20 protein-coding genes are annotated in these 23,188 nt (G+C 60.9%); 6 read left to right on the forward strand and 14 right to left on the reverse strand.

Annotation, left to right across the window (positions count from 1 at the left end):
• Positions 1-3 precede the first annotated feature (3 nt).
• Both cydB and L1075_RS11240 read right to left on the reverse strand, forming a co-directional pair.
• Positions 4-1,005 (reverse strand): cytochrome d ubiquinol oxidase subunit II, encoded by a 1,002-nt coding sequence (gene cydB / locus L1075_RS11235; RefSeq protein WP_040241418.1) that lies wholly within the window; start codon positions 1,003-1,005, stop codon positions 4-6.
• A gap of 3 nt (positions 1,006-1,008) precedes the next feature.
• Positions 1,009-2,430 carry a cytochrome ubiquinol oxidase subunit I gene (locus tag L1075_RS11240; RefSeq protein ID WP_040241421.1) on the reverse strand — a complete coding sequence of 474 codons (1,422 nt, stop codon included), beginning with the start codon at positions 2,428-2,430 and terminating at the stop codon, positions 1,009-1,011.
• 324 nt (positions 2,431-2,754) lie between these two features.
• On the opposite strand from L1075_RS11240, the gene L1075_RS11245 reads away from it, so the two are divergent.
• Genes L1075_RS11245 through L1075_RS11255 form a run of 3 tightly spaced genes read left to right on the forward strand, consistent with a single transcriptional unit; the run spans position 2,755 to position 5,776 of the window.
• Positions 2,755-4,509: a carbon starvation CstA family protein gene (locus L1075_RS11245; protein WP_246941874.1), complete on the forward strand. Its 1,755-nt coding sequence runs from the start codon at positions 2,755-2,757 to the stop codon at positions 4,507-4,509.
• Complete coding sequence (locus tag L1075_RS11250) at positions 4,496-4,792, forward strand: cory-CC-star protein (RefSeq protein WP_052444949.1); 297 nt, start codon at positions 4,496-4,498, stop codon at positions 4,790-4,792. The genes L1075_RS11245 and L1075_RS11250 overlap by 14 nt, the downstream gene beginning before the upstream one ends.
• Positions 4,793-4,834: 42 nt before the next feature.
• On the forward strand, positions 4,835-5,776 hold the full coding sequence (locus L1075_RS11255; protein ID WP_246894513.1) for an ArsA family ATPase: 942 nt from the start codon (positions 4,835-4,837) through the stop codon (positions 5,774-5,776).
• A gap of 24 nt (positions 5,777-5,800) precedes the next feature.
• Here the strand turns inward: L1075_RS11255 and L1075_RS11260 are convergent, their stop codons facing one another.
• Entirely contained in the window at positions 5,801-6,775 is a 975-nt protein-coding gene (locus L1075_RS11260) for a calcium/sodium antiporter (protein ID WP_246894512.1), read from the reverse strand.
• 292 nt (positions 6,776-7,067) lie between these two features.
• Here L1075_RS11260 and L1075_RS11265 point away from each other — a divergent pair, with 292 nt between their 5' ends.
• The 3 genes from L1075_RS11265 to L1075_RS11275 are packed head-to-tail and all read left to right on the forward strand — an operon-like array spanning position 7,068 to position 10,685.
• The gene (locus L1075_RS11265; RefSeq protein ID WP_040241428.1) at positions 7,068-8,402 is read left to right on the forward strand and encodes a paraquat-inducible protein A; all 1,335 of its coding nucleotides are present in this window, start codon (positions 7,068-7,070) and stop codon (positions 8,400-8,402) included.
• Positions 8,395-10,038, forward strand: coding sequence for an intermembrane transport protein PqiB (gene pqiB, locus L1075_RS11270; protein WP_246941877.1), 1,644 nt, complete (start codon positions 8,395-8,397; stop codon positions 10,036-10,038). The genes L1075_RS11265 and pqiB overlap by 8 nt, the downstream gene beginning before the upstream one ends.
• Positions 10,035-10,685 carry a PqiC family protein gene (locus L1075_RS11275; RefSeq protein WP_246941879.1) on the forward strand — a complete coding sequence of 217 codons (651 nt, stop codon included), beginning with the start codon at positions 10,035-10,037 and terminating at the stop codon, positions 10,683-10,685. Before pqiB ends, L1075_RS11275 begins: the two co-directional genes overlap by 4 nt.
• A gap of 95 nt (positions 10,686-10,780) precedes the next feature.
• Here the strand turns inward: L1075_RS11275 and L1075_RS11280 are convergent, their stop codons facing one another.
• The 11 genes from L1075_RS11280 to L1075_RS11335 all read right to left on the reverse strand — a co-directional run bounded on the left by L1075_RS11280 (position 10,781) and on the right by L1075_RS11335 (position 23,175).
• Entirely contained in the window at positions 10,781-11,479 is a 699-nt protein-coding gene (locus L1075_RS11280) for an RNA polymerase sigma factor FliA (RefSeq protein WP_040241432.1), read from the reverse strand.
• A gap of 136 nt (positions 11,480-11,615) precedes the next feature.
• Positions 11,616-12,047 carry a flagellar protein FlhE gene (locus tag L1075_RS11285; protein ID WP_246941881.1) on the reverse strand — a complete coding sequence of 144 codons (432 nt, stop codon included), beginning with the start codon at positions 12,045-12,047 and terminating at the stop codon, positions 11,616-11,618.
• Positions 12,044-12,481, reverse strand: a complete 438-nt coding sequence (locus L1075_RS11290) for a hypothetical protein (RefSeq protein WP_246941883.1) — start codon at positions 12,479-12,481, stop codon at positions 12,044-12,046. The genes L1075_RS11285 and L1075_RS11290 overlap by 4 nt, the downstream gene beginning before the upstream one ends.
• A 7-nt stretch (positions 12,482-12,488) precedes the next feature.
• Complete coding sequence (gene flhF, locus L1075_RS11295) at positions 12,489-14,690, reverse strand: flagellar biosynthesis GTPase FlhF (protein ID WP_246941884.1); 2,202 nt, start codon at positions 14,688-14,690, stop codon at positions 12,489-12,491.
• Positions 14,687-16,774: a flagellar biosynthesis protein FlhA gene (flhA, locus tag L1075_RS11300; protein WP_246941886.1), complete on the reverse strand. Its 2,088-nt coding sequence runs from the start codon at positions 16,772-16,774 to the stop codon at positions 14,687-14,689. The genes flhF and flhA overlap by 4 nt, the downstream gene beginning before the upstream one ends.
• Positions 16,771-17,940 (reverse strand): flagellar biosynthesis protein FlhB, encoded by a 1,170-nt coding sequence (gene flhB / locus L1075_RS11305; RefSeq protein ID WP_246941888.1) that lies wholly within the window; start codon positions 17,938-17,940, stop codon positions 16,771-16,773. The genes flhA and flhB overlap by 4 nt, the downstream gene beginning before the upstream one ends.
• Before the next feature lie 199 nt (positions 17,941-18,139).
• Positions 18,140-18,829, reverse strand: coding sequence for a protein phosphatase CheZ (cheZ, locus tag L1075_RS11310; RefSeq protein WP_246941890.1), 690 nt, complete (start codon positions 18,827-18,829; stop codon positions 18,140-18,142).
• 22 nt (positions 18,830-18,851) lie between these two features.
• Positions 18,852-19,241 carry a chemotaxis response regulator CheY gene (cheY, locus tag L1075_RS11315; protein ID WP_246941892.1) on the reverse strand — a complete coding sequence of 130 codons (390 nt, stop codon included), beginning with the start codon at positions 19,239-19,241 and terminating at the stop codon, positions 18,852-18,854.
• Between the two features lie 113 nt (positions 19,242-19,354).
• A complete protein-coding gene (locus tag L1075_RS11320) occupies positions 19,355-21,067 on the reverse strand; it encodes a methyl-accepting chemotaxis protein (protein WP_281504154.1) in 1,713 nt (570 codons plus the stop codon).
• An 89-nt stretch (positions 21,068-21,156) separates the two neighbouring features.
• A complete protein-coding gene (locus L1075_RS11330; RefSeq protein ID WP_281504155.1) occupies positions 21,157-22,221 on the reverse strand; it encodes a protein-glutamate methylesterase/protein-glutamine glutaminase in 1,065 nt (354 codons plus the stop codon).
• 129 nt (positions 22,222-22,350) lie between these two features.
• Positions 22,351-23,175: a CheR family methyltransferase gene (locus tag L1075_RS11335; RefSeq protein WP_246941894.1), complete on the reverse strand. Its 825-nt coding sequence runs from the start codon at positions 23,173-23,175 to the stop codon at positions 22,351-22,353.
• Positions 23,176-23,188: the final 13 nt, after the last annotated feature.

The raw sequence follows: 23,188 nt of genomic DNA on the forward strand, positions 1-23,188 counted from the left end.
GGCTCAGTGATACCCATCGCCGACACGCACCTTGCCGCGGAATACCCAGTACGACCAGGCGGTATAGGTCAGAATGATGGGCACCACGAACAGCACGCCGATCAGCAGGAAGAACTGCGACTCGGGTGCCGAAGCGGCATCCCACAAGGTGTAATCAGGCGGAATGACATACGGCCAGCGACTCACCAGCAGCCCCAGGTAGGTAAAGATGAACATCCCCAGAGTGAGCAGGAATGCCAGCAGCTCACGCCCCTTGCGGTTGGCGGCATAGATGCCGATCACGCAGGCCAAGGCTAGCGCCGGCAGCAGCCAGATCACCTGCATGTGGTCGAACCAGCGTTCCCAGACGCCGGGATCGATCCATGGCGTCCACAGGCTGACGACGGCGAAGACGACCACGACCCCGATGAGCAACTTGGGCACCAGGCCACGCGCCCATTCACGCACATGCCCTTCCGACTTGAGCACCAGCCAGGTCGATCCCAGCAGCGCATAGCCGGCCACCAGCCCCAAGCCGGTGATCACCGAAAACGGCGTCAGCCAGTCGAGCGCTCCGCCGGTGAACACGCGATCGGCGGTTTCGAAGCCTTCAATATAGGCCCCCACCACGGCGCCCTGGGCGAAGGCCGCCACGAAGGAGCCACCAGCAAAGGCGGCATTCCACCAGTTACGCGTGCGCCGCGACTTGAAGCGGAATTCGAAGGCCACGCCACGAAAGATCAAGCCCGCCAACATCAGGAAGACCCCAATGTACATCGCCGGCAACAGGATCGAATAAACCAGCGGGAAGGCCCCGATCAGCCCGGCGCCCCCCAGTACCAGCCACGTCTCGTTGCCGTCCCATACCGGCGCGACGGAGTTCATCATCACGTCACGCGCATCTTCGTCCGGGGCGAAGGGAAACAGAATCCCCAGCCCTAGGTCGAAACCATCCATGAGCACGTACATGATCACGCCGAAGGCGATGATGACGGCCCAGATCAACGAGAGATCGAATATTTCCATGGCTTAGCTCCTGTTCGGGGCGCGGTCGTCGCGCGCATCATCGAAGGGCACGTGGGCGGCGGACATGGGCCTCGCCGGGCGGTCGTGGCTATCCAGATCCTCTGTATCGTCGTGCTCATCAAGGCCCTGATTGATTACCTTGCACAGGTAATAGACACCGGCGATGAAGATCACGGCATAGACAGCGATATAGCCCAGCAGCGTGAACAGCACCATACCGCCACTCAGCGAGGGCGTGATGGCATCGGCGTAGTCGAGCACGCCGTAGATCAGCCACGGCGAGCGCCCGGTTTCGGTCACGACCCAGCCCGCGACCACCGCCACGAACGGCGCCAGGCTCATGCCCTGCAGTCCACGCAAGAACCAGCGACTGCGATACACGCGCCCGCCCTTGCGTAGCACCAATCCGGCAACGGCGAAGGCAATCATCAAGAGCCCTAATGCCACCATCACGCGGAAGCTATAGAAGGTGATCCACACCGGCGGCTGTTGCGCGCGGTCGATTTGATCGAGCCCGGGGACGACGCCGTCTGGGTCGTGTCGCAAGATGAGGCTGGCGCCGTTGGGAATGCCGATCTCGAAACGGTTAGCCTGCAGATCGCGATCCGGCAACGCGAAGAGCAACAACGGCACGTTCGACTCGGTTTCCCAGTTACCCTCCATGGCAGCGATTTTCATCGGCTGGTGTTCCAGCGTATTGAGACCGTGCTCGTCACCGACGAAGGCTTGTAGCGGCGCCAGAAATAGCAGCAGCCATAGTGTCATCGACAGCGCGCGCTTATGAGCATCGACCTCACGACCGCGCAGCAAGAACCAGGCACTGACACCGGTCACCACGAAACCACCGGTCAAGAACGCCGCCAGGGCCATGTGCGTGAAGCGATACGGGAAGGACGCGTTGAAGATCGCATCGAACCAAGAGGTCACATGGATCACACCCTCGCGGATCTCATAGCCATCGGGCGTCTGCATCCAACTGTTGGTGGCAAGAATCCAGAACGCCGAGATGAAAGTCCCCACGGCGACCATCAGCGCGGCAAAAAAGTGCACCGCCGGCGAGACACGATGCCGGCCGAACAGCAATACGCCCAGGAAGCCAGCTTCGAGGAAGAACGCCGTGACCACCTCGTAACTCAGCATCGGACCAATGAAGTTCGCCGCCATCTGCGCGAAGTTGCTCCAGTTTGTCCCGAACTGGAACGCCATCACGATGCCGGACACCACGCCCATGCCAAAGACCACGGCGAAGACCTTGGTCCAGAACAGGCCGAGGCGATCCCAGACGCGGTTCCCCGTGGTGACGTAAAGGCCCTGCAGCACGGCGATATAGGAGGCAAGCCCGATCGTGAAGACCGGGAAGATGGCATGAAAAGAAACCACGAATGCAAACTGCAATCGCGACAGGAGAATCGGATCTAGCGCCATGGCTGACTCCTTGAAGCCCACGTAGTCGGAATGTCATCGGAAAGAGGTGGTCATAGCCGAAAAAGGCCCGCCGCCTGGATCTTCTTGTTTCGTTTCCAATACCCCTACATCGTAGAGGGTTTATATAGACTTAAAAAGCGCCGTGGCGGGATTTCGTATGTGTCGCGTTGCCGCAAGGCAAATTGCCGCATGCGCGCCGATGTCGCAGCCGATTTAATTCTGCGTCGTTCGTCTAACGGAGAATGCCATACATCTTTGGTAGGATAGTCGTACCAACAAAGCATGGTCGGCGCCCGGCGCGACCGCTCTCGACAAGGATCACTCATGAACGCTATCTGGATCGCCATCTTCGGCGCCGTGTGTTTCGTGATGGGCTATCGCTTCTATTCGAAGTTCATCGCCGAACGCATTTACCGGCTTGACCCCGATTTCCAAACGCCCGCTCACACTTATCAAGATGGCGTCGACTATGTGCCCACCAACAAGTGGATTCTGTGGGGCCACCACTTTACCTCAGTGGCTGGCGCAGCCCCCATCGTGGGGCCGGCCATCGCCATCTACTGGGGCTGGCTACCGGCCATCTTGTGGGTCGTGCTAGGGACCGTGTTCGCAGCCGGCGTGCATGACTTTGGCGCGGTAGTGCTTTCCAATCGCCACAAAGGGCACTCGGTCGGCACACTAGCCAACAAACTGATCGGCCAACGCGCCAAACTATTGTTCCTGTTCATCATCTTGATCCTGGTATTGATGCTCAATGCGGTCTTCGCCTGGGTCATCGCCAAGCTGTTCATCACCTTCCCCGCTAGCGTGCTCTCGGTGTTCATCCAGATACCGCTGGCGGTGTGGATCGGCTACCGCGTCTATCGCCACTCCGGATCGATGCTCCTGCCCTCGGTCATCGCCCTCGCCGTCATGTATGGCGCAGCGCTCCTGGCCAGCGAGGTCCCCATACTTCAACTCGATCTGGTCAGTTGGTTCGGTGGCGGTGACACCGAGGTGATAGGTAACTTCGATGCCACCTCGATGGCCTTTTTGGTATGGATCGTAGTGTTGATGGTGTATGTGTATATCGCTTCGACACTCCCCGTCTGGAAGCTGTTGCAGCCGCGCGATTATATCAACTCGCACCAGCTCGTCGTCGGCCTGGCGCTTTTGTATCTGGGGCTACTTTTTGGTGCGCCGGAAATGACCGCGCCCAGCGTCAACGGCGAAGCCGAGGTTAGCTGGTATCCGCTGCTGTTCATCACCATCGCCTGTGGGGCCATTTCCGGCTTCCATGGTTTGGTCGCCTCGGGCACCACCTCCAAACAGCTCGACAAGGAAACCGATGCACGCATGATCGGTTATGGCGGCGCTTTGGGCGAAGGCATGCTGGCGATGATCGCAATCATCGCCGTGGGCACGCTGTTTGCGTCCGGCACCGACTTTACTGCTACCTATTCAAGCTTTTCGGCAGCAGGATCCAGCGGTTTGAGCTCGTTTGTGGAAGGCGCCGGGCAATTGGCCGGCAACCTCGGCATCCCCGAGCACATGGGCTCGACCCTGGTCGCCGTCATCGTGGTCAGCTTCGCCGCCACCACCCTGGATACCGCCGTACGTCTGATGCGTTACATCATCGCCGAACTGGGTAACGAATACGGTATGCCAGTGATCGCTCGCAAGCATGTCGCGACCAGCATCGCCGTCATTACCAGCGCGGCGTTGGTGATTCTGCCGGAAGGCCCCAATGGCTTCGGCTCGGGCGGTTATCTGCTGTGGCCACTGTTCGGCACCAGCAACCAGTTGCTGGCCGGTATCACCCTGATGCTGGTCTCGGTGTGGCTCAAACGCCAGGGCCGCCCGGTGGTCTTCACGCTGGTGCCGATGCTATTCCTGCTGGTCATGACGCTGTGGGCCATGGGCCAACAAGTGATCTTCACCTGGTCGGGCTTCGGCGATGCCGACCGCAACTTGCTGCTGTTCACCTTTGGCAGCTTGATCATGGTGTTCACGCTATGGATCCTGCTCGAGGCCTCGCGCAGCTTCCGCCAGGGCCCGACAGCCTCGCAAGAGTCGTTGAGTTCCGATGACTCGCGCTGATGACGAACGAACCGCGTCCGCCGGTTGGCGGACGCGGATCAAACGTCTCATCGAGGGCTACGACGCGGTTCTGAGCCTTCAGCACCGCCGTGAGATCGTCCGCGAACTTCAGGATGAAGAAGATCTTTTCATGCTGTTGTGCTTCTGCGACATGATGGGGATCCCCAACCCCGTCGGCGACATGACCCTGGAGCTTTATCCCTACATGCTCGAACGCTTTCACGAATGGCATAAGCGCCAGGGCATGCCCCGCTCACCACTGGATGGTTTTCGCTGTTGCTGAACGACGCCGATGGCGTGGCACAACCGAGGAGAAACAGCCGATATGGCCAAAAGCCTTTTTTTCGGCGGCAAGGGCGGCGTCGGCAAAACCAGCTGTGCGACCGCTTACGCGCTAAGCTGCGCGGATGCCGGATGGAACACCCTGCTGGTGTCCACCGACCCCGCCCACAACCTGGCCGATCTATTCGGCCGCCAACCCGGCCCGACGCCAACGCGCATGCGCCCTGGCCTGGATGTCGTCGAACTCGACCCCGATCATGAGACGAAACGCTATCTGGACCAGGTCAAGGCCAACATCAAGCCCATGGTGAGCGGCGAACGCAGCGCAGCGGTATTTCGCCAGCTCGACCTGGCTCGCCATGCTCCGGGCACCGAGGAAGCTGCCTTGTTCGATGCGCTGGTCGGCTTGTTGCTCGATACCGGGCAACACTACGACCGCTTGGTCTTCGACACCGCGCCAGGCGGCCATACCGTGCGTTTGCTCGCGCTGCCGGAGATCATGGGCGCCTGGGTGGACGGCTTGATGCAACGTCGCCATAAAGTGCGCAGCGATTACAAAGCCTGGCTGGGAGACGGCGAGGTGGTCGACGACCCCATTCAGGAGGTACTGATGCGTCGCCGAGGGCGTCTCGCCGCCGCTCGCGAACATCTGACCTGCCCTGAACACTCGGCGATGATCTTGGTCGCCAACCCGGAACGCCTGCCAGCGCTGGAAACCGCGCGCACGCGTGACCTGCTGGAAACCAACGGCCTTAATGTGGGCGCGGTGGTCATCAACAAATGCCTGCCCACGACGGTCGATAGCCAATGGCTCGCCAATTGGCGCGAGGAGCAACGCCCCTGGATCGAGCAGCTCGAGGCGTCATTCGCGGATCGCACATGTATACGCATCGAACATCAGCCCCACGCACCCGCCTCGATCGAGGACCTACGCCCGCTCTGCGAAGCCCTTGGCGACCTCTCGCCCTGGCATGCGCACGCCTGAGCCAGTTGCTTGTCGCAGATTCACCTAGCGCCCACCGATGACCGACATGACCAACCATGCCGTATAAGCGATAAACGTCGCCAATAACAAGGCCGCTTCCAGACGGTTGATGCGCCCCTGGCCCTTCCAGCCGATGCCAAACACGGTCAGCGCCAGGGTCAGGCCCGCCATGACCGGCCAGTCCCGGACGAGCACCGCACTATCTACATTGATCGGATCAATGATGCCCGCTAGCCCCACCACGGCGAGGGTGTTGAAGAGGTTGGAGCCCACCACGTTCCCGATGACAAGATCATGCTCGTTCTTGCGCACCGCGCTGATCGAGGAGGCAAGCTCGGGTAGCGAGGTCCCGATGGCGACCACCGTCAAGCCGATGATCAGATCGCTGACCCCGAATGCCGAGGCAATATCCACTGCACCCCACACCAACAAACGTGAACTGGCGATCAGCATGACCAGACCCACCAGGGTCCAGGTGATTGCACGCTTGAGTGTCATCTCCTGAGCATCAAGATTAGCCGTCGTATTGTCAGCTAGCGCGTCACTTCCCTTCTGGCGTCCACGCATGACGCTATAGGTCAGCAACGCCGCCAGCATCGCCAACAGCAATACGGCGTCCCAACGCGAGACGTCGCCATCCTGCAGGCACCATAGCGATGCCACCGTCACTAGCATCAATAGTGGCAACTCCTGACGCAGCACTTGGGAGTGCATCGTCAGCGGGCTGAGCAATGCCACCAGGCCTACGATCAGGCCGATATTGGCAATGTTGGAGCCATAGGCGTTACCCAGCGCGAGGCCGGGATTGCCTTGCCAGGCGGAAAGCCCTGAGACCATCAATTCCGGCGCCGAGGTGCCAAAGCCGATGATGACCATGCCGATCAACAGCGGCGGTAACCCCAGGTGGCGCGAGGTCGCCGCTGCACCATCGACGAATCGATCGGCGCTCCATACCAGGACCGCCAATCCCAACGCTACGGCAATGATGGCCATTAGCACGATACTTCTCCTTGAATGTCGTTGTCCTTGAATGTCGTCGTGTCATGCATGTTATCGCGAAGCCGCGCTATTCTAACGCAATCCACCGAGCACGCTACTGACAAACATACGCACGTGAATGTACGCTGTTCGCGCTCCTGATTTTTTCAGGCAAAAGTCTGTCGGAATATCGTCGCACCGAATTGCTATAGTGCATGCATCATTCGGCACCACAAACCTATGAGCGAGACTGAGTTTGGCAGAGAACGTTTCGTCACAAGCGCCTCATCACTCGCCATGCGACGCGACGACGGTGGCGACGACGCGCCACTCAAGGCGACGTCTGCGTGCCTGTCACGAATGCGATTTGCTAGTGGCGCTACCGCCCTTGCGGCCGAGAGAAAAGGCTGACTGCCCGCGTTGCGAACATACGCTGGCCACGCGTCACGACAAGCCTGCCGAGCGTAGCCTGGCGCTCGCCGTCGCCGCCTTGATCATGTTAACGCTGTCGGTGGCTTTTCCCTTCATCAGTTTCGAGGCCCGTGGCGTCACCAACCGCATCGAGCTGACCGAGACCGCCTCGACACTGGTCGGCTTCCATGAGCCGCTGGTGGCGATTTGCGTGCTGCTGACCGTAATCATCCTGCCCACGGTCTATCTATGTGGCGTCATCTGGCTCTCGCTGGGACTTCTCGGGCGCCACGTTCTGCCCTATTCACGTGGTATCGCCCGTACCCTGAAACACTTGACGCCGTGGATGATGGCCGACGTCTTCGTCATCGCCGCGCTGGTCAGCCTGATCAAGATTGCCGGAATGGCCGATGTCAGCCTGGGGCTATCGTTCTGGACGTTTTGCGCCTACGCCTTGTTACTGCTGCTCACCACCCAATCCATCGACACCGACTGGATGTGGTTCGCGCTGGCCAGCGAGCCCTTGGCACCGGAAGGCGCCCGCTCGGGTGAACTCGCGGCGCCGCAAGGGCTGAGCGGATGCACGACCTGTGGGCTGGTCAATCGTCTCGATGCGCAGGGCCGTGGGCGCTGTCGACGCTGCGGAGAAACGCTCCACGCGAGAACACCCGTCAGCCGCCAGCGCACGCTGGCCTTGCTGCTCGCTGCGGTGGTGATGTATATCCCGGCGAACCTTTACCCGATCATGAGCACGACATCGCTCGGCAACACTTCGCCCTCGACCATCATCGGCGGTGTGATGCTGTTTCTGCAGCATGGTGACATACCCATCGCCGTCATCATCTTCACCGCCAGCGTGGTAGTGCCCATCGGCAAGATTCTCGCGCTCGGCTGGTTGTGCTACGCAGTACGCCATCGCGGCGAGCCATTGAGCAACGTTACCCGCGTACGCCTCTATCGCATCACCGAGTTCATTGGCCGCTGGTCGATGGTCGATGTTTTCGTCGTCGCCATCCTCGTCGCGCTGATCCGCGCGGGCGAGTTGATCTCGGTCGAACCAGGACCTGCCGCGCTCTCCTTCGCCAGCGTCGTGATCATCACCATGTTGGCGGCCCACAGTTTCGACCCGCGCATGATCTGGGACGACCTCCCCCAGCGCCCTCGACGCGCATGGCGGGATCGCCTGCCGCGACGTATCGCTACCGTTTCATCACGCAAGGAATCCGACGATGCCTGAAGCTCCACAGCGCGCGACACGCCAATATCGCCGACGCCTATCGCCGATCTGGATCGTGCCTTTGGTGGCGGTCCTCATCGGCTTATGGATGCTTTACGACAATCTTTCCGGCCTTGGCCCCACGATCACACTGCAGATGGAAAACGCCGAAGGCATTGAAGCCGGCAAGACGTTGATCAAGACACGCAATGTCGAGGTCGGCCGCGTCGAGGATGTGACACTCTCCGACGACATGTCGCATACCGTCATTACCGCGCGAATGCAGCCCGATACCGAGCGCATGCTCAATGACGATGCGCGTTTCTGGGTGGTCAAGCCACGCATCGATCGCGAAGGCATCAGCGGCCTGGGGACCGTCCTATCAGGGGCTTACATTCAATTGCTGCCCGGTCACGGCGGGGAGCCCCAACGCGACTTCGATGTGCTCGAACAGCCCCCGGTCGCGCCCCCCGACGCCCCGGGAATCCGCATCAACCTGGTCAGCCAGGTAGGCAGCTCGTTGAGCGCCGGCGACCCGATCACCTATCAAGGCTTCACGGTGGGACGCGTGGAAAACACCGAGTTCGATCCCGACAAGAAGGAAATGCGCCACCGTCTTTACATTCAGTCGCCTTATGATGTGCTGGTCACCGACACCACACGCTTCTGGGTCTCGTCGGGAGTCGACCTGCGTCTGAACTCGCAGGGCTTCCGCGTCAATATCGAGTCAATGGAGTCGCTCATCGGCGGCGGCGTGACCTTCGGGGTCCCCGAGGACGTGGAGATGGGGCACCCCGCCGAACCGGAGGCGACCTATCAATTGTTTGGCGACGAGGAAAGCGCCCGTGAAGGGACCTTCGATCGTTATCTCGACTATGTACTCATGGTCGACGATACCGTGCGCGGGCTTAGCCACGGCGACCCCGTGGAATATCGCGGCGTGCGCGTCGGTACCGTGGAAACCGTGCCGTGGCGTTTCGCAGCGCCGCAGCCCAACACCTTGGACCGCTTTGCGATTCCTGTGCTGATCCGCATCGAGCCACAGCGCTTCGACAACACCTTGCAAGATTTCGACGCCGATGAATGGCGTACGCGCCTCCAAGGCATGTTCGAACACGGCCTGCGGGCGACGCTCAAACGAGGCAATCTGCTGACCGGGGCGCTTTTCGTGGACTTGAACTTCCACGACGATCCCGAGCCTTACGAGCCGCTCACCTTCGAGGGCAAGAAGGTCTTCCCGACGACCACCGGTAGCCTCGCGCAGATCGAGGAGAAGGTCTCGAACCTGCTCGACAAGCTCAACGACGTGCAGATCGAGCCTGTCCTCGACTCGCTGAACGAGACGCTGGCAACCACGCAGAATACGATGCAGCAAGTCAACGAGATCGCCGACTCAGTGGATGCGCTGCTCGACGATCCGGCCACGCGCGAGCTGCCTGGCAATCTCAACGAAACACTGCGCCAGACTCGCGACACGCTGGAGGGCTTCTCTCCCGACTCGCAGGGTTACCGTGAACTCAACGATACGCTCTCGCGGCTCGAGTCGTTGATGCGCGACCTGCAACCCGTGGCGCGCACGCTAAGCGAAAAGCCCAACGCCCTGATCTTCGACAGCGAAGACGCTCCAGATCCACAACCGAGGGCCCCTCGCCAATGACCGAGATGACCGTCCTTCATGCTCAACGCCCGACACGCCCGGTGCGGTTTCTCGCCGCCGCCGGGCTGGGAGTTTTCCTGTCGATGCTGATCGGCTGTGCCGGACAAAGCATCGACGAGTCGCGCTATACGCTCCCCAGTGAAACGCAAAACGTCGACGTCGCCAGCGACTTCAAGGGCAGAGTCTCGCTCGCGCCGCCACGCATGGCGAGCTACCTGAAGGATGACGGCATCGTCATGCAGCTCAATGACATTCGTATCCATCAGGCACGCCACCATCTATGGGCCGAACCCCTTGATCGTCAACTGCAGGAACGCATGCGCCAGCATCTCAGCCAGGCCTTGCCCAACGCCGACGTGCTACGTAGCGGTCAATCCTCCGAGGCATCTACACCGGCGCTGCATGTCCAGCTCGACGTCGACCGTTTCCAGGGTCGCGACGACGGCATGGCCGTGGTCGACGGCCAGTGGCGTATCCGTGACGACAACGACCGCACATTGTCGCGCGAATCCTTTGAGATCGAGCGCCCGCTGGAGGACGATGGCTATCCTGCGCTGGTAAGGGCGCTGGGGGCGGCCTGGGATACGCTCGGCGAACGCTTGGCCGATACCCTGGCAGAGGTGGCCGTCACAGCGGAGACGAACTGACACGGCGCTTTATGAAGCCAGGTCACATGGTCGCAACCGGACGGACGGTCATGCTACAGCCGTTACCCGTCGCCGCGGATGAGGAAGAGTGAGCCTCAGGCCGCGAGCCGCCCCCTGAGGCGTGCAACGGCCTGGCTATGCAATTGGCATACCCGCGATTCGCTGACACCCAACACGGCGCCGATTTCCTTGAGGTTGAGCTCTTCCTGGTAATAAAGCCCCAGCAATAGCTTTTCACGTTCGGGGAGTTGTTCGATGGCCTCGACTAGATGGGTACGCGCATCGCCTTTCAGCAATGCATCGAGCGGGGTCGCTGGCGCGGTCTCTCCCGCCGGGGGCTCGCCGAGTTCGGACACGACCTCGTCGAAGCCCAGCAGATAGCCGTTGTTGGCATCCAGCAGCAGCTGATGATATTCATCGACGCTCATATCCAGAGCACTGGCGATCTCGCGCTCGTCTGGGGAACGTCCTAATGACTGCTCGAGCTTGTGTACCACCTGATCCAGCGCCCGCACGCTGCGCCGCACGCTGCGCGGCATCCAGTCACGACTGCGCAGTTCATCGATCATCGCGCCGCGCACGCGCTGATTGGCGAAAGTGGAAAAACTCGCCCCTTGAGCGGTATCGAAGCGTTCCAGCGCGTCGAGTAACCCCACCATGCCGGCTTGAATCAAATCATCGAGTTCGACACTGGCCGGTAAGCGTACTTGCAATGCCAGCGCATGACGCCGTACGAGCGGCATGTATTGTTCCAGCAGTGCGCGTTGGTCGATTTTGCCCTGTGCCGTATACATCTCTATCGCCTCGGATGTTCGGGTCGACGCTCGACGCGACGCCCGCTGACATTATCGAGCTTCCGGCCCGATACCCAAGGCCGGAATAACCCCCGCTTGATAGGCCTTTTCCCGAATTCGTCTATACCGCCTTCTCTCAGCGGTAATTCACGATCAGTTGCAAGTCTTCGATGCGTACGCCCGCGCGCGGGGCGTTCCGCGAGGCGGCACGCCGAAAGCGCAGGACAAAAGGCCCTTGCGCGGAAAGGCCTTGCAAAGCCCGCGTGCCCCCGCGACGCGTCGCCATTTCGACACAACGACGCGGATGACACAGCCACGCCCGCACATCGCTCGGTCTCTTCGTGACGTAACGCCAGGACACCCGCGTGATATGGCCATCGCCGACCGTGTGAGCCTCAGGCGGACGCAGGGGCGCCGTTCGCTCGTCACGCCCCGGCGTCGTCAACAGCGGCCCACGCGGCAACGTCACCGCCCAACTGCCGGCTTCGACGGCTTTCGCGAACGGTGCCATGCTCAGCGTGGCCCCTAACGCCACCAGCAATGCCAGGACGCAACCAAGGGATTTCACGACCGGCGCTCGCTTGATGGTCGCGTCTGCGCCAGCCACTCGGCGGGGTCGACGACAAGTTCGACTGCAAGGAAGCGGCGTGCCGTATCCACCAAGTTGCCAAGCGGCATATCGCCCGCGCTGGCCGGATCGCGTATCACCAGCAGACGTGGCAGACGTTCGCGCTGCGACCATTGTTTGAGTTCGCGATAGGCGCGCTGTAAACCTTCCGCACCGGAGGCGACCCAGATGCCCCAATGCGGCGAAGAACGCTGGGTGGCGGTCACATCACCGACGGCCAGCGGCAAGGTCTCCCAGGCAAGACCGCTGAGTGACGCAAGGCGTTCGCAGATCGCCGTCACCGCCTGAGGCGACGGATGGCCGATCGTCACCAGCGCCGCTTTGTCGCGTCGTTGGCTCGCATAGGCGCGCAACCCTGCCGCTTGATCGTTCATCGTCACCTCACGCGGCCTGTGACAGCGCCGCATGCGCCGTCAGCAAGTGCAACAACCCATGCAGCAGGGTATCGGGACTGCGTCGCTTGCGCTCACCGGCAAGACGCCTCACCACCGGGCGCGCATCCACCGCCCAGCCATCCTCGCTCAAGTCCATCCGTAGCGCCAAGGCCGCCAATTGCGCTGCAAGATAGACGCGCAGTTCGCAATCCAGAGGTGCCGATGCGCCCAACTGTTGCCACGCCGTGCGCATCAAACGCGATAGATCATCCTGTTCGAGCTGGCGATAAACGAAGGCGCGCATGTCGATATCCAGCGCGTCGCCCCCATGCCCCAACCAGTGATAGACGCCCCGCCGACGCCCGCTTTCGGAATCATGACTCATCGCAATCCACAGTTGCAGGGTGTCCGCGTCGGTCTCGGCCAAGGCCACGGGCAAGCGCGACAGCGTCACGCGTCGTGCGCGGCCACGCAGGCGACAGGTATGCTGGCCACAGGGTTCGGCTAGATCGACCAGCTCGCCGATCGCCAGACGTTCCCCGGCATGCCAGACGCGCTGCTGCACTCGTGTGCGTGCTAGCCAGGGGCTATCCGTCTCGCGCAACTGTTTCCTGACGTCGGCATCGGGTACCCGCGCGAACACATGCCAATGACTGCCCAGATGGCGACGCGCCAGGGTCAGGCGCTGCGTGTCGGACGGCGGCCAACGATGGAGAGGCCAGGCCAGCGGCAAGACATCGCCATTGGCGTCCAGTGGGAGCATCGGCGCCGCCCAATCCATTCCTCGCGGCTTCCCACCCGGCCAGAACAGGCCAGTTGCCTCGGCGTCATGCCACGCCTTGATCATCGACGGCGGTGCGAGGTGCTCTTCGAGCCAGGCTTGCTGTATGGCACGTGGCGACTCGCGACGGCGCCACGCGGCATCGAGCCAGGCCACCCCCGGTACGCTGCGCTGCAGCGTTTCCATCACCCGCACCAGTTGATCGCGCTGTGCCAAGAGATCCCGCGATAGTGCTTGCAGCCCCTGTCCGGAGGCAGTGGGCCGCAACATCTCGGTGAGCACACCTTCGTCGAAGGTGAACGGCGAGCCTTGCCCCACCGCCAGCGCTTCGTCCAATAATGCTGGCGCTTCGGCCAGGCGAATGTCTTCGGGCACGCGCTGACCATGCAAGACGTAATAAAGGCGCAGCCGATGGCGCATCACGACATCCAGCGCGGCCCCCAGGCGTGGCGCTTCATCGACCTTGGTCAACAGGCAACCATAAAGCGGCGCACCGGCGTCCCGCGAGGCTCGTTGATAGGTCTCGACAACCTCTTCGAGCGTATCGCCGTGGCTGGCCGCATTCAGCAGCAAAAGACGCCGTACCGGCCGGGCGGCACCGCCGAGTCGCGCGATCTGCCCCGTCACCCGCTGATCGCGCTGGCTCATGCCCACGGTATCGACGATCACCATGCGCTTGCCTTCAAGGCGCGACAGCAAGCCTTCGAGGTCATCTTCATGGTGTACGGCATGCACATCGACACCCAGCAGCCGGGCATAGATACGCAACTGTTCATGCGCACCGATACGATAATCGTCGGTGGTTACCAGGGCCACGTCATCCCCGCCGAAGCGCATCACGTAACGCGCCGCAAACTTGGCGGTGGTCGTGGTCTTGCCTACACCGGTCGGCCCCACCAGGGCGAACACACCGCCCTCCTCGAGCATCGTCGCCTCGTCATCGAGCACCGCGAGCCGGGTCTCGAGTTGACGTCGGCTCCAGGCCAGTAAACGCGGGTCATCGGCATCGACATCGGCGAGTTCGTCGGGCAACGTCTCGAGCATTTCGCGCACCAGACGGGCGCTGAAGCCGGCGGTGATCAAGCGCTGGCGCAAGACGCCGCGCACGCCGGGACTTGCACTGCGCGGGCGTGGTGTCTCGGCGATATGCGACATCAACAATTCGCGCATGGCCTGCATTTCAGCATACAGGCGATCTTGCCCCGGCGCGGGCGAGGTCTCGACTGAAGGAGCACTAGCCTGCGCGGGCGCGGCGACGTCCTCTGCCTGCTCGACCAGTGACGACTGGGCCTCTTCGGCCACGGCCACGACCTCGACACCGTCATCCACGCGCCGGTTGGAGAGGATCAGGGCGTCATCCCCCAACGCGTCTCGTACCTGTCGCATCGCCTCGCGACTAGTAGCACCGAGAAAACGCATCACGCTCATGAACGGGCTCCGACGGTAGCGGTGACACGCAAGGTGCGGTCATCGGGAATTTCGGCATTGGACATCACCACCAAGTGGGTGATGCGGCGACGCAGGAAGCGGGCCAGCAACGCGCGCAGACCATGCTGGACAACCAGCACCGTCGGCTCGCCACGCGCTTCCTGACGTTCCACGGCAGCCATCGACTGCTCCATGAGGGTGTCGGCCAGGCCCGGTTCCAGGCCACCGCCATTGCTCAGCGCCTGGGTGAGGACTTGTTCGAGATTGGCTTCCAAGCCGATGACATGCATCTCTTGGTCCCCGGGGAACCACTGCTGGGTGATCGAACGTCCCAGCGCCACACGCACCACCGCGGTCAGCTCGTGGGGATCGTTCTGTTGTGGCGCATGCTCGGCCAACGTATCGAGGATGGTACGCATGTCGCGAATCGAGACCTCCTCGGCGAGCAGATTCTGCAGGATGCGCTGCATCGCGGTTAGAGTCAGAAGCTTGGGCACCACGTCCTCGACCAGCGACTTGTTCTCGGCGGCAATCTTGTCGAGCAATTGCTGTACTTCCTGACGCCCCAGCATGTCATTGGCATGACGATGCAGCAGGTGGTTGAGATGCGTGGCCACCACTGTACTCGCATCGACCACGGTATAACCGTAAACCTGGGCACGTTCACGCTGCGCGGCGTCGATCCACACGGCGGGCAGGCCGAAGGCCGGGTCCTGAGTCTCCGAGCCTTCCACCTTGCCCGAGACCTGCCCCGGGTCGATGGCCAGCCATTGCCCCGGATGCGCATCGGCGCGCCCCACTTCGACTCCCTTGAGCGTGATGACGTAGGTCGACGGCCCCAGCTCGAGATTGTCGCGAATATGTACCACTGGCGGTAGAAAGCCGACATCCTGGGCGAATTTTTTGCGGACGCTCTTGATGCGCCCCAGCAGTTCGCCCTTCTGGCGATGGTCGACGAGCGGGATCAAACGATGGCCGACTTCGAGGCCCAGGGTATCGACCAGTTGCACGTCATCCCAACTGGCCTCGGGCACCTCGGGCTGCGGTGGCGGTGTCTGCGGTGTCGACGCCGAGGGCTCGGCCTCACGCTGGTTGCGCCGCCACATCCACCACGCCAAGCTGCCCAGCAATACCGTAAACAGCAAGAAGACCAGATTGGGCATCCCCGGCACGAGACCCAGCAACCCCATGACGCCTGCGGCCAGCATCAATACCTGTGGGTTGTTGAACAGTTGGCTGATCAGCTGTTGGCCGACGTCCTGGTCGGTATTGACGCGCGACACGGTGACGCCCGCCGCCGTGGAGATCACCAGCGCCGGAATCTGCGCCACCAGGCCATCGCCGATGGTCAGCAAGGTGTAGGTGTGCGCCGCCTCGGAAAAGCTTAGGCTGTGCTGCGCCATGCCGATCGCCAGGCCACCGATCAAATTGATGAGCATGATGATGATGCCGGCGATGGCATCACCGCGCACGAACTTGCTGGCCCCGTCCATGGACCCGTAGAAATCGGCTTCTTGGGAGGTCTCTTGGCGTCGCGCCCGCGCATCTTCCTCGCCGATCAAACCGGCGTTGAGGTCGGCATCGATGGCCATCTGCTTACCGGGCATGGCATCCAGTGTGAAGCGTGCGCCAACCTCGGCAATACGCCCGGCCCCCTTGGTGATAACCATGAAGTTGATCACCACCAGGATCATGAACACGACCAGACCGACGGCAAAGTTACCCCCGATCAAGAAGGCACCGAAGGCCTCGATCACTTTGCCAGCTGCATCGCCGCCTTCATGGCCCTCCATCAAGACCACACGCGTGGAAGCGACGTTCAACGACAACCGCAGTAGGGTCGAAAACAACAAGACCGCCGGGAAGGCCGCGAAATCGAGCGGCTTCTGCGTGAACATGCTCACCAGCAGCACCATGACGGCCAGGGTGATATTGAAGGTAAACAGCAGGTCCAGCACAAACGCCGGCAACGGCAGGATCATCATGCTCAGGATCATGATGATCAGCACGGGGCCGGCCAGCACCTTCAAGCGGGTGTCGTTCAGCCACTCACGACGGCCCCATAACTGACTCAACGCATTCATGGTGTGTCCTTGGCGTCGGCAACGTTTTGCCGAGACGGGTCTAACTCGTCGGGCACGGGCAGGTCATATGGCGTTTGCGGCCAGTCACCCCCTTCCTCGCGCACACGTTTCAAGCGGTAGGCCCAAGCCAGCACCTCCGCCACGGCGGTATATAGATTCGCGGGGACTTCGTGATCGATGTCCACATGCTGATGCAGGGCACGCGCCAACGGCGGCGCTTCCAGCAAGGGCACACCATGCGCTTCGCCCAGCTCACGAATGCGCGTGGCGACCATATCCGAGCCCTTGGCAACGACGCGCGGCGCCTCCATTTGACTCCCCTCGTACATCAGCGCCACGGCATAATGCGTGGGGTTGGTCACGATGACATCAGCATCCGGCACCTTGGCCATCATCCGCCGCCGTGCCATGGACTGCTGCTGGGCGCGCATGCGGGCCTTCACCTGAGGGTCGCCTTCACTTTCTTTGTGCTCTTTCTTGATCTCGTCTTTAGTCATGCGAAGCTTCTTGGTAAAGCTCCATAACTGGAAAGGCACATCGATCAACACCACTACGATGAGTGTCGCCACACAGAAAGCCAGGCATAGCGCGGCGAGCTCCATGCCCTTCGCGAGAGCTTCGCTCAACGGCAGGTTCATCAAGCCTAAAAGGTCGCCACGATGCCACCATAGAAAGATCACGGCGACACCACCCACCAGCGTCGACTTGGCGACGGCCTTGCCCAATTCCGCTACCGCCTGCGATGAAAACATGCGCTTCAATCCTTTCAGGGGATTGAGCTTGGACACTTGGGGCTGCAACGACTTCGCCGTCATCAGCCATCCCCCCAGCATTACCGGTGCTGCCAGCGCGACGACCGATACAATGAGAAACAACGGCAACAAGGACACCAGCGTGTTTTTGCCCAACGCCCAGACATGCGACATCAGTACGGCGGTATCGAACGCTTCAGCGCGTGAAAACATGAATGACTGCTCCATGACCCCTCCTAAACTCTCGTAGAGGTGGCCACCCAGCGACCATAGCGCCATCACCCCCGCCGCCAATAGCATGAAGGTGGTCAGCTCGCGCGAGCGCGCAACCTCACCGTCTTCCTTCGCCTTGTCGAGTCGTCGAGGTGTCGGGTCTTCAGTCTTTTCCTCGTCGCTGTCGCTACCCTCGGCCATGGGCCCTCTGACGTCGTGGCGCTAGAAGCCCTTCGCCAAGGCAAATACCCAGGCGCCGAACAACCGCATTCATCGAATGCGGGCTATTTTCTCGGGAACGTGAGACAGCCGATCACTGGAATAGCGGCTACTTAGCCTTGCTATTCAGGGGACGCGAGACTGAAACGCTGCCGGCGGGCACCGGCAGCGCAGGGAGGGATCAGAAACCCAGGCTATCGAGGAGGTCGTCGACCTGGTTCTGGTTATTGACAACATCGGTACCTTCGGGCTTGATCTGCGGCCCGTTGAGCAACGCCTCATCGCCCTTCTGAGATTTACGCGAACGCTCGTCGGCAAGTTGCTGCAGCTCTTCCTTGTCATGGCTCTCAGGAGCGGTATCGATCAGCACCTGCACCAATTGCTGCTCCATCTCACGAATGACATCCATCATTTTCTTGATGACCTGACCGGTCAAATCCTGGAAATCCTGGGCCATCATGATTTCGAGCAACTGCGCATTGGTTGCCTTTGTCTGAGTCGGCACATCACGCAGGAAGTCACGCGTATCCTTCACCAACTCCTTGGCGTCGTCCAGTTCGACAGGCGCGGCGAACCATTCTTCCCAGCGTTGATCGAGTTTCTCGGCCCCCGACTCCATACGCTCCTGCAACGGCTGTGCCTGATCGATGGCGTTCAGTGACCGTTCCGCTGCTTGCTCAGTCATGGCCGCGACGTAACTGAGACGATCCCGTGCATCGGGAATCGCTTCAGCTGCCTTTTCGATCTCCTTGTCCAGCCCCAGCTCACGCATACTCTCGTGGAGCATGCGTGTCATCTTGCCGATCTTGTGGATCAGATCGTCAGCGGGGGTGCCATCCGCACTGTTCTCCGGCTGCGTTTCACCGCTCATGGCCTGCCCTCCTCGTGCGAACTTACTTGCCCAGTTTCTCGAAAATCTTGTCCAGCTTCTCTTCCAGCGTTGCCGCGGTGAACGGCTTCACGACATACCCATTCGCTCCGGCCTGTGCAGCGGCAATGATATTTTCCTTCTTGGCCTCCGCCGTCACCATCAATACTGGCAGTTCCGACAGCGCATCATCCTGGCGGATCTCCTTGAGCATCGCGAGACCATCGAGGTTGGGCATGTTCCAGTCAGAGACCACGAACTCGAAGCCGCCGGCACGTAGCTTATTGAGCGCTTCCTGGCCATCTTCCGCTTCATCGACATTATTGAAGCCCAGTTCCTTGAGCAAACTGCGCACGATGCGCCGCATGGTCGGGAAATCATCCACGACCAGAATGCGCATATTCTTGTCTGCCATACATCCTCCGATTCATTCAATCTGGCTAATCATTCGCTGCGCGAGCTGGTGCTTGACGGGGCGCATCCGACACGCCCCCCGGCGACATGGCTTAGGCGCTTTTCAGAAAGGGCCTAGAATTCTTCCCACTCGTCTTCTTCCTGCCTCGTCGAGGCTTGCTGCGACGGTACTTGACGCGTCGACGCCTGAGTCGAGGCACCTGATGTCGATCTTGGTGCGGAGACCGACGCTCTGGTCGCCGTCGCACGTGTCCCCGGCAACGCTTGGTGCGATGCACCGCCCGGCAAACGGAAGACCGAGACGACGTCTTCCAAGCGCTGCGCCTGCTCTTCCAGCGATGCAGAAGCACTCGATGCTTCTTGGACGAGAGAGGCGTTCTGCTGTGTCACCTGATCCATCTGCGTCACGGCCTGGCTGACCTGCTCGATGCCATCGCTCTGTTCCTGCGAGGCAGCGGAGATCTCGTCCATGATATCGCTGACGCGCTTCACCGCCTGGACGACATCGCGCATGGTGGTTTCGGCGTTGCCCACCAGCTCGGAGCCCTGCTCGATCTGAGTGGTCGATGTATGAATCAAGCCTTTGATTTCCTTGGCGGCCTCGGCACTGCGGCTGGCCAAGTTACGTACTTCACTGGCGACCACCGCGAAGCCACGACCCTGTTCACCGGCACGCGCCGCCTCGACCGAGGCGTTCAGTGCGAGGATGTTGGTCTGGAAGGCAATCGAATCGATCATGCCGATGATGTCGGAGATCTGCTTTGAGCTTTCGGTGATGCCTTGCATGGTCGTGGAGACCTCCTGCATGACATCGCCGCCGCGTCCGGCCGTGGTCGAGGCATCGCTGGCCAGGGAACTCGCTTGACGCGCATTGTCGGCGTTCTGGCGCACGGTGGAGGTCAGCTCTTCCATGCTCGAAGCGGTTTCCTCGAGCGAGGCAGCCTGCTGTTCGGTGCGCGACGACAGGTCGGCATTACCGGAGGCGATCTCGCGAGCTCCGCCATGAATCGACCCGCTGGCGTCACGTACGGACGTCACCGTACCCACCAAACCACTTTGCATGTCACGCATGGCAGCAAACAGGCGACCGATCTCGTTCTTGCCACGCTCGGCGATGCGATGAGAAAGATCACCTTTGGCGATGTGCTCGCAATGCTCGACGGCTTCATCCAGCGGCTTGACCACGGACTTGACGAGCACCAGACGCACCAGAATCGCCACGACGATGGCGAGAATCAGCAACACGATGGACAAAATTTCCATCAACTGGCTGTTATCGGCATCGGCTACGATAGCGTTATCGACACGTGCTTCAGCGTATTGGATGAAGTCACGCACGCTACCATCCAGATTATCCATCAGGGAATTGATACGCTGATCGTCCTCGGCACGCACAGCATCTTCACCTTCGTTCATCTGGCGACCGACTTCATCGCGGAATGCCGCATAGGCCTCACCAATACGTGCGGCGTATTGCTCCCCGGTATCGGTCTTGGAAACTTGCGAAAACTCGGTGAAACGGGTCTGGGCGCTATCCAGGGCATCCTCGACTCTTCCCTGTAAACTTGCCGCCCGATCGCTATCGCCGTCCTCCACGGCATTGCGATAGCTGGCCAGTAGGCTGCGCGCACGCACCAGGTTCAAGGTGGCCCGGTTGACGGTGTTGGTCTGCTCGAAACCAATGGTACCGATGGTATCCAGTGCCTCGGCACTTTTTTGGTTGGAGTAGAACCCCAATGCACTGATGATCGCGCACATGACGACCATGATCGTCAGCGCAATTGTCAGACTAGCCCTGACCGAAAGGTCGTTCAGCATTTTTCCCATGTCGTCTCCTGATGAGTTCCCTGGCGTCGGTTGCAGTGGTTGAATCGGTGATAAGTAAGGATTGCCCCGGTTTATTGTCTAGATCGCGGTCATACCCGCTGCGCGCGCCCGGAGGCTTCGGCGCGTTTCATCAGCGCAGCGGGGATATCGGAAAGTGCAATGGTATCGGCGGCACCACCGAGGATGACCGCTTCGCGCGGCATGCCAAAGACCACGCAACTCGCTTCATCCTGGGCAATCGTATAGGCGCCTGCCTGATGCATTTCGAGCAGACCCGCCGCACCGTCCTTACCCATGCCGGTGAGAATCACACCGATGGCATTGCGACCTGCGCTTTGCGCGGCGGAATGAAACAACACATCCACCGACGGACGGTGCCGGTTGACAGGCGGCGCAGCGTCCAAGCGAATGACGTAGTTGGCGCCCGAGCGCGCCAGCTTCATGTGCCAGTCCCCCGGCGCGATATAGACGTGGCCGGGTAGAACACGCTCACCGTCCACTGCTTCCTTGACCGAGATGCGACATAGCTTGTCGAGACGTTCGGCGAAGGATTTCGTGAATCCGCCCGGCATGTGCTGGGTTATAAGAATCGCCGGGCAATTGGCTGGCAGAGGCTCCAGCACATGGCGGATGGCTTCGGTGCCGCCCGTCGAGGCCCCGATGATAATGATTTTCTCACTCGAGAGGATCGGCGCCTTTAGCGGTGCCTGATCCTTCGCCGGCGGTTGCTTGGCCACGGCTTTGGGACGCGAGCGTGCTGCCGCGCGGATCATGTCGGCGATCATCTGAGTGTATTCAAGCATGCCTTCGCGGATGCCCATTTCCGGCTTGGCGACGAAATCGACCGCACCGAGTTCCAGGGCACGCAGGGTGATTTCTGAGCCCTTCTGGGTCAGCGAGGACACCATCAGCACCGGCATGGGACGCAAACGCATCAAACGCTCGAGGAAATCGAGACCGTCCATGCGCGGCATTTCCACATCCAGGGTCAATACGTCGGGGTTGGTGCGCTTGATCAGATCCCTGGCCACTAGAGGGTCGGGTGCCGTGGCAACGACCTCCATATCCGGCTGACTGTCGATGATCTTGCTCATCAGGTCGCGAATCAGCGCCGAATCATCGACACATAGCACCTTGATCTTGTTCGAGGTCAACGCCACTACTCCTTAATCTTCATGCACACATGTGACGCGGGGCCACGCACGTCACGTCGGCCGTCACGATGTCGAGCACGACACACTCATATAGATCCACTATCGGCCAGTACCATGTACGCTGAAGGGTCAGCGCGATAATTCGTACACGGTCTGCCCTCGCAACTTGAAGCGCTGCGTCAGGTAGGAGAAATTTTCCGAGTGGCCGGTAAACAACAGCCCATTGGATTTCAACAACGGAGCGAAGCGCTCCAAAATGCGCGCCTGTGTCTCCTTGTCGAAATAAATCATCACGTTACGGCAAAAGATGGCATCGAATGGCCCCTTCGCCACCCAATTGCCCGATGTCAGGTTGAGTGATTGAAAGTCGATCATCGAGGCCAGTTCAGGACGAATCTTCGCCATCCCGGCACGTGCACCACTGCCCCGCAGGAAAAACTGCCGACGGCACGCTTCGGAAACCTTCTCAAGCTGGTCCAGCGCATAGATCCCCTTGCGCGCTTTGGCCAGCGCGTCGGTATCGATGTCGGTGGCCAAAATCTGCGCCTGAGAGGCCCGGCTACCCAGCGCCTCACTCAGGGTAATCGCCAACGAGTAGGGTTCTTCTCCCGTCGACGCCGCAGCACACCAGATCCGTACGGGAGAGGTCGCTTGCTTGACGTGCTCCGCGAGCAACGAGAAGTGATGTGCCTCGCGGAAAAAAGACGTCAAATTCGTCGTCAGTGCGTTGGTAAACGCCTCCCACTCTGGCGACTCAGGATGTTGGTCCAGACGCGCCAGATAATCACTGAAGCGGCGCATACCATGCAGCCGCAGCCGCTTTGCCAAGCGGCTGTAGACCATTTCACGCTTGTGCGACGCCAGCACGAGGCCGGCGCGCTGATAAATGAGCGTGCGTATCTTGTCGAAATCCGCCTCCGTGAATTCAAGATCCCGGTCGGCGGCTCCGAACAAGCTAGGATGCTCT

This window comes from Chromohalobacter beijerinckii, from assembly GCF_023061185.1.
GTDB classification, from domain to species: domain Bacteria; phylum Pseudomonadota; class Gammaproteobacteria; order Pseudomonadales; family Halomonadaceae; genus Chromohalobacter; species Chromohalobacter beijerinckii.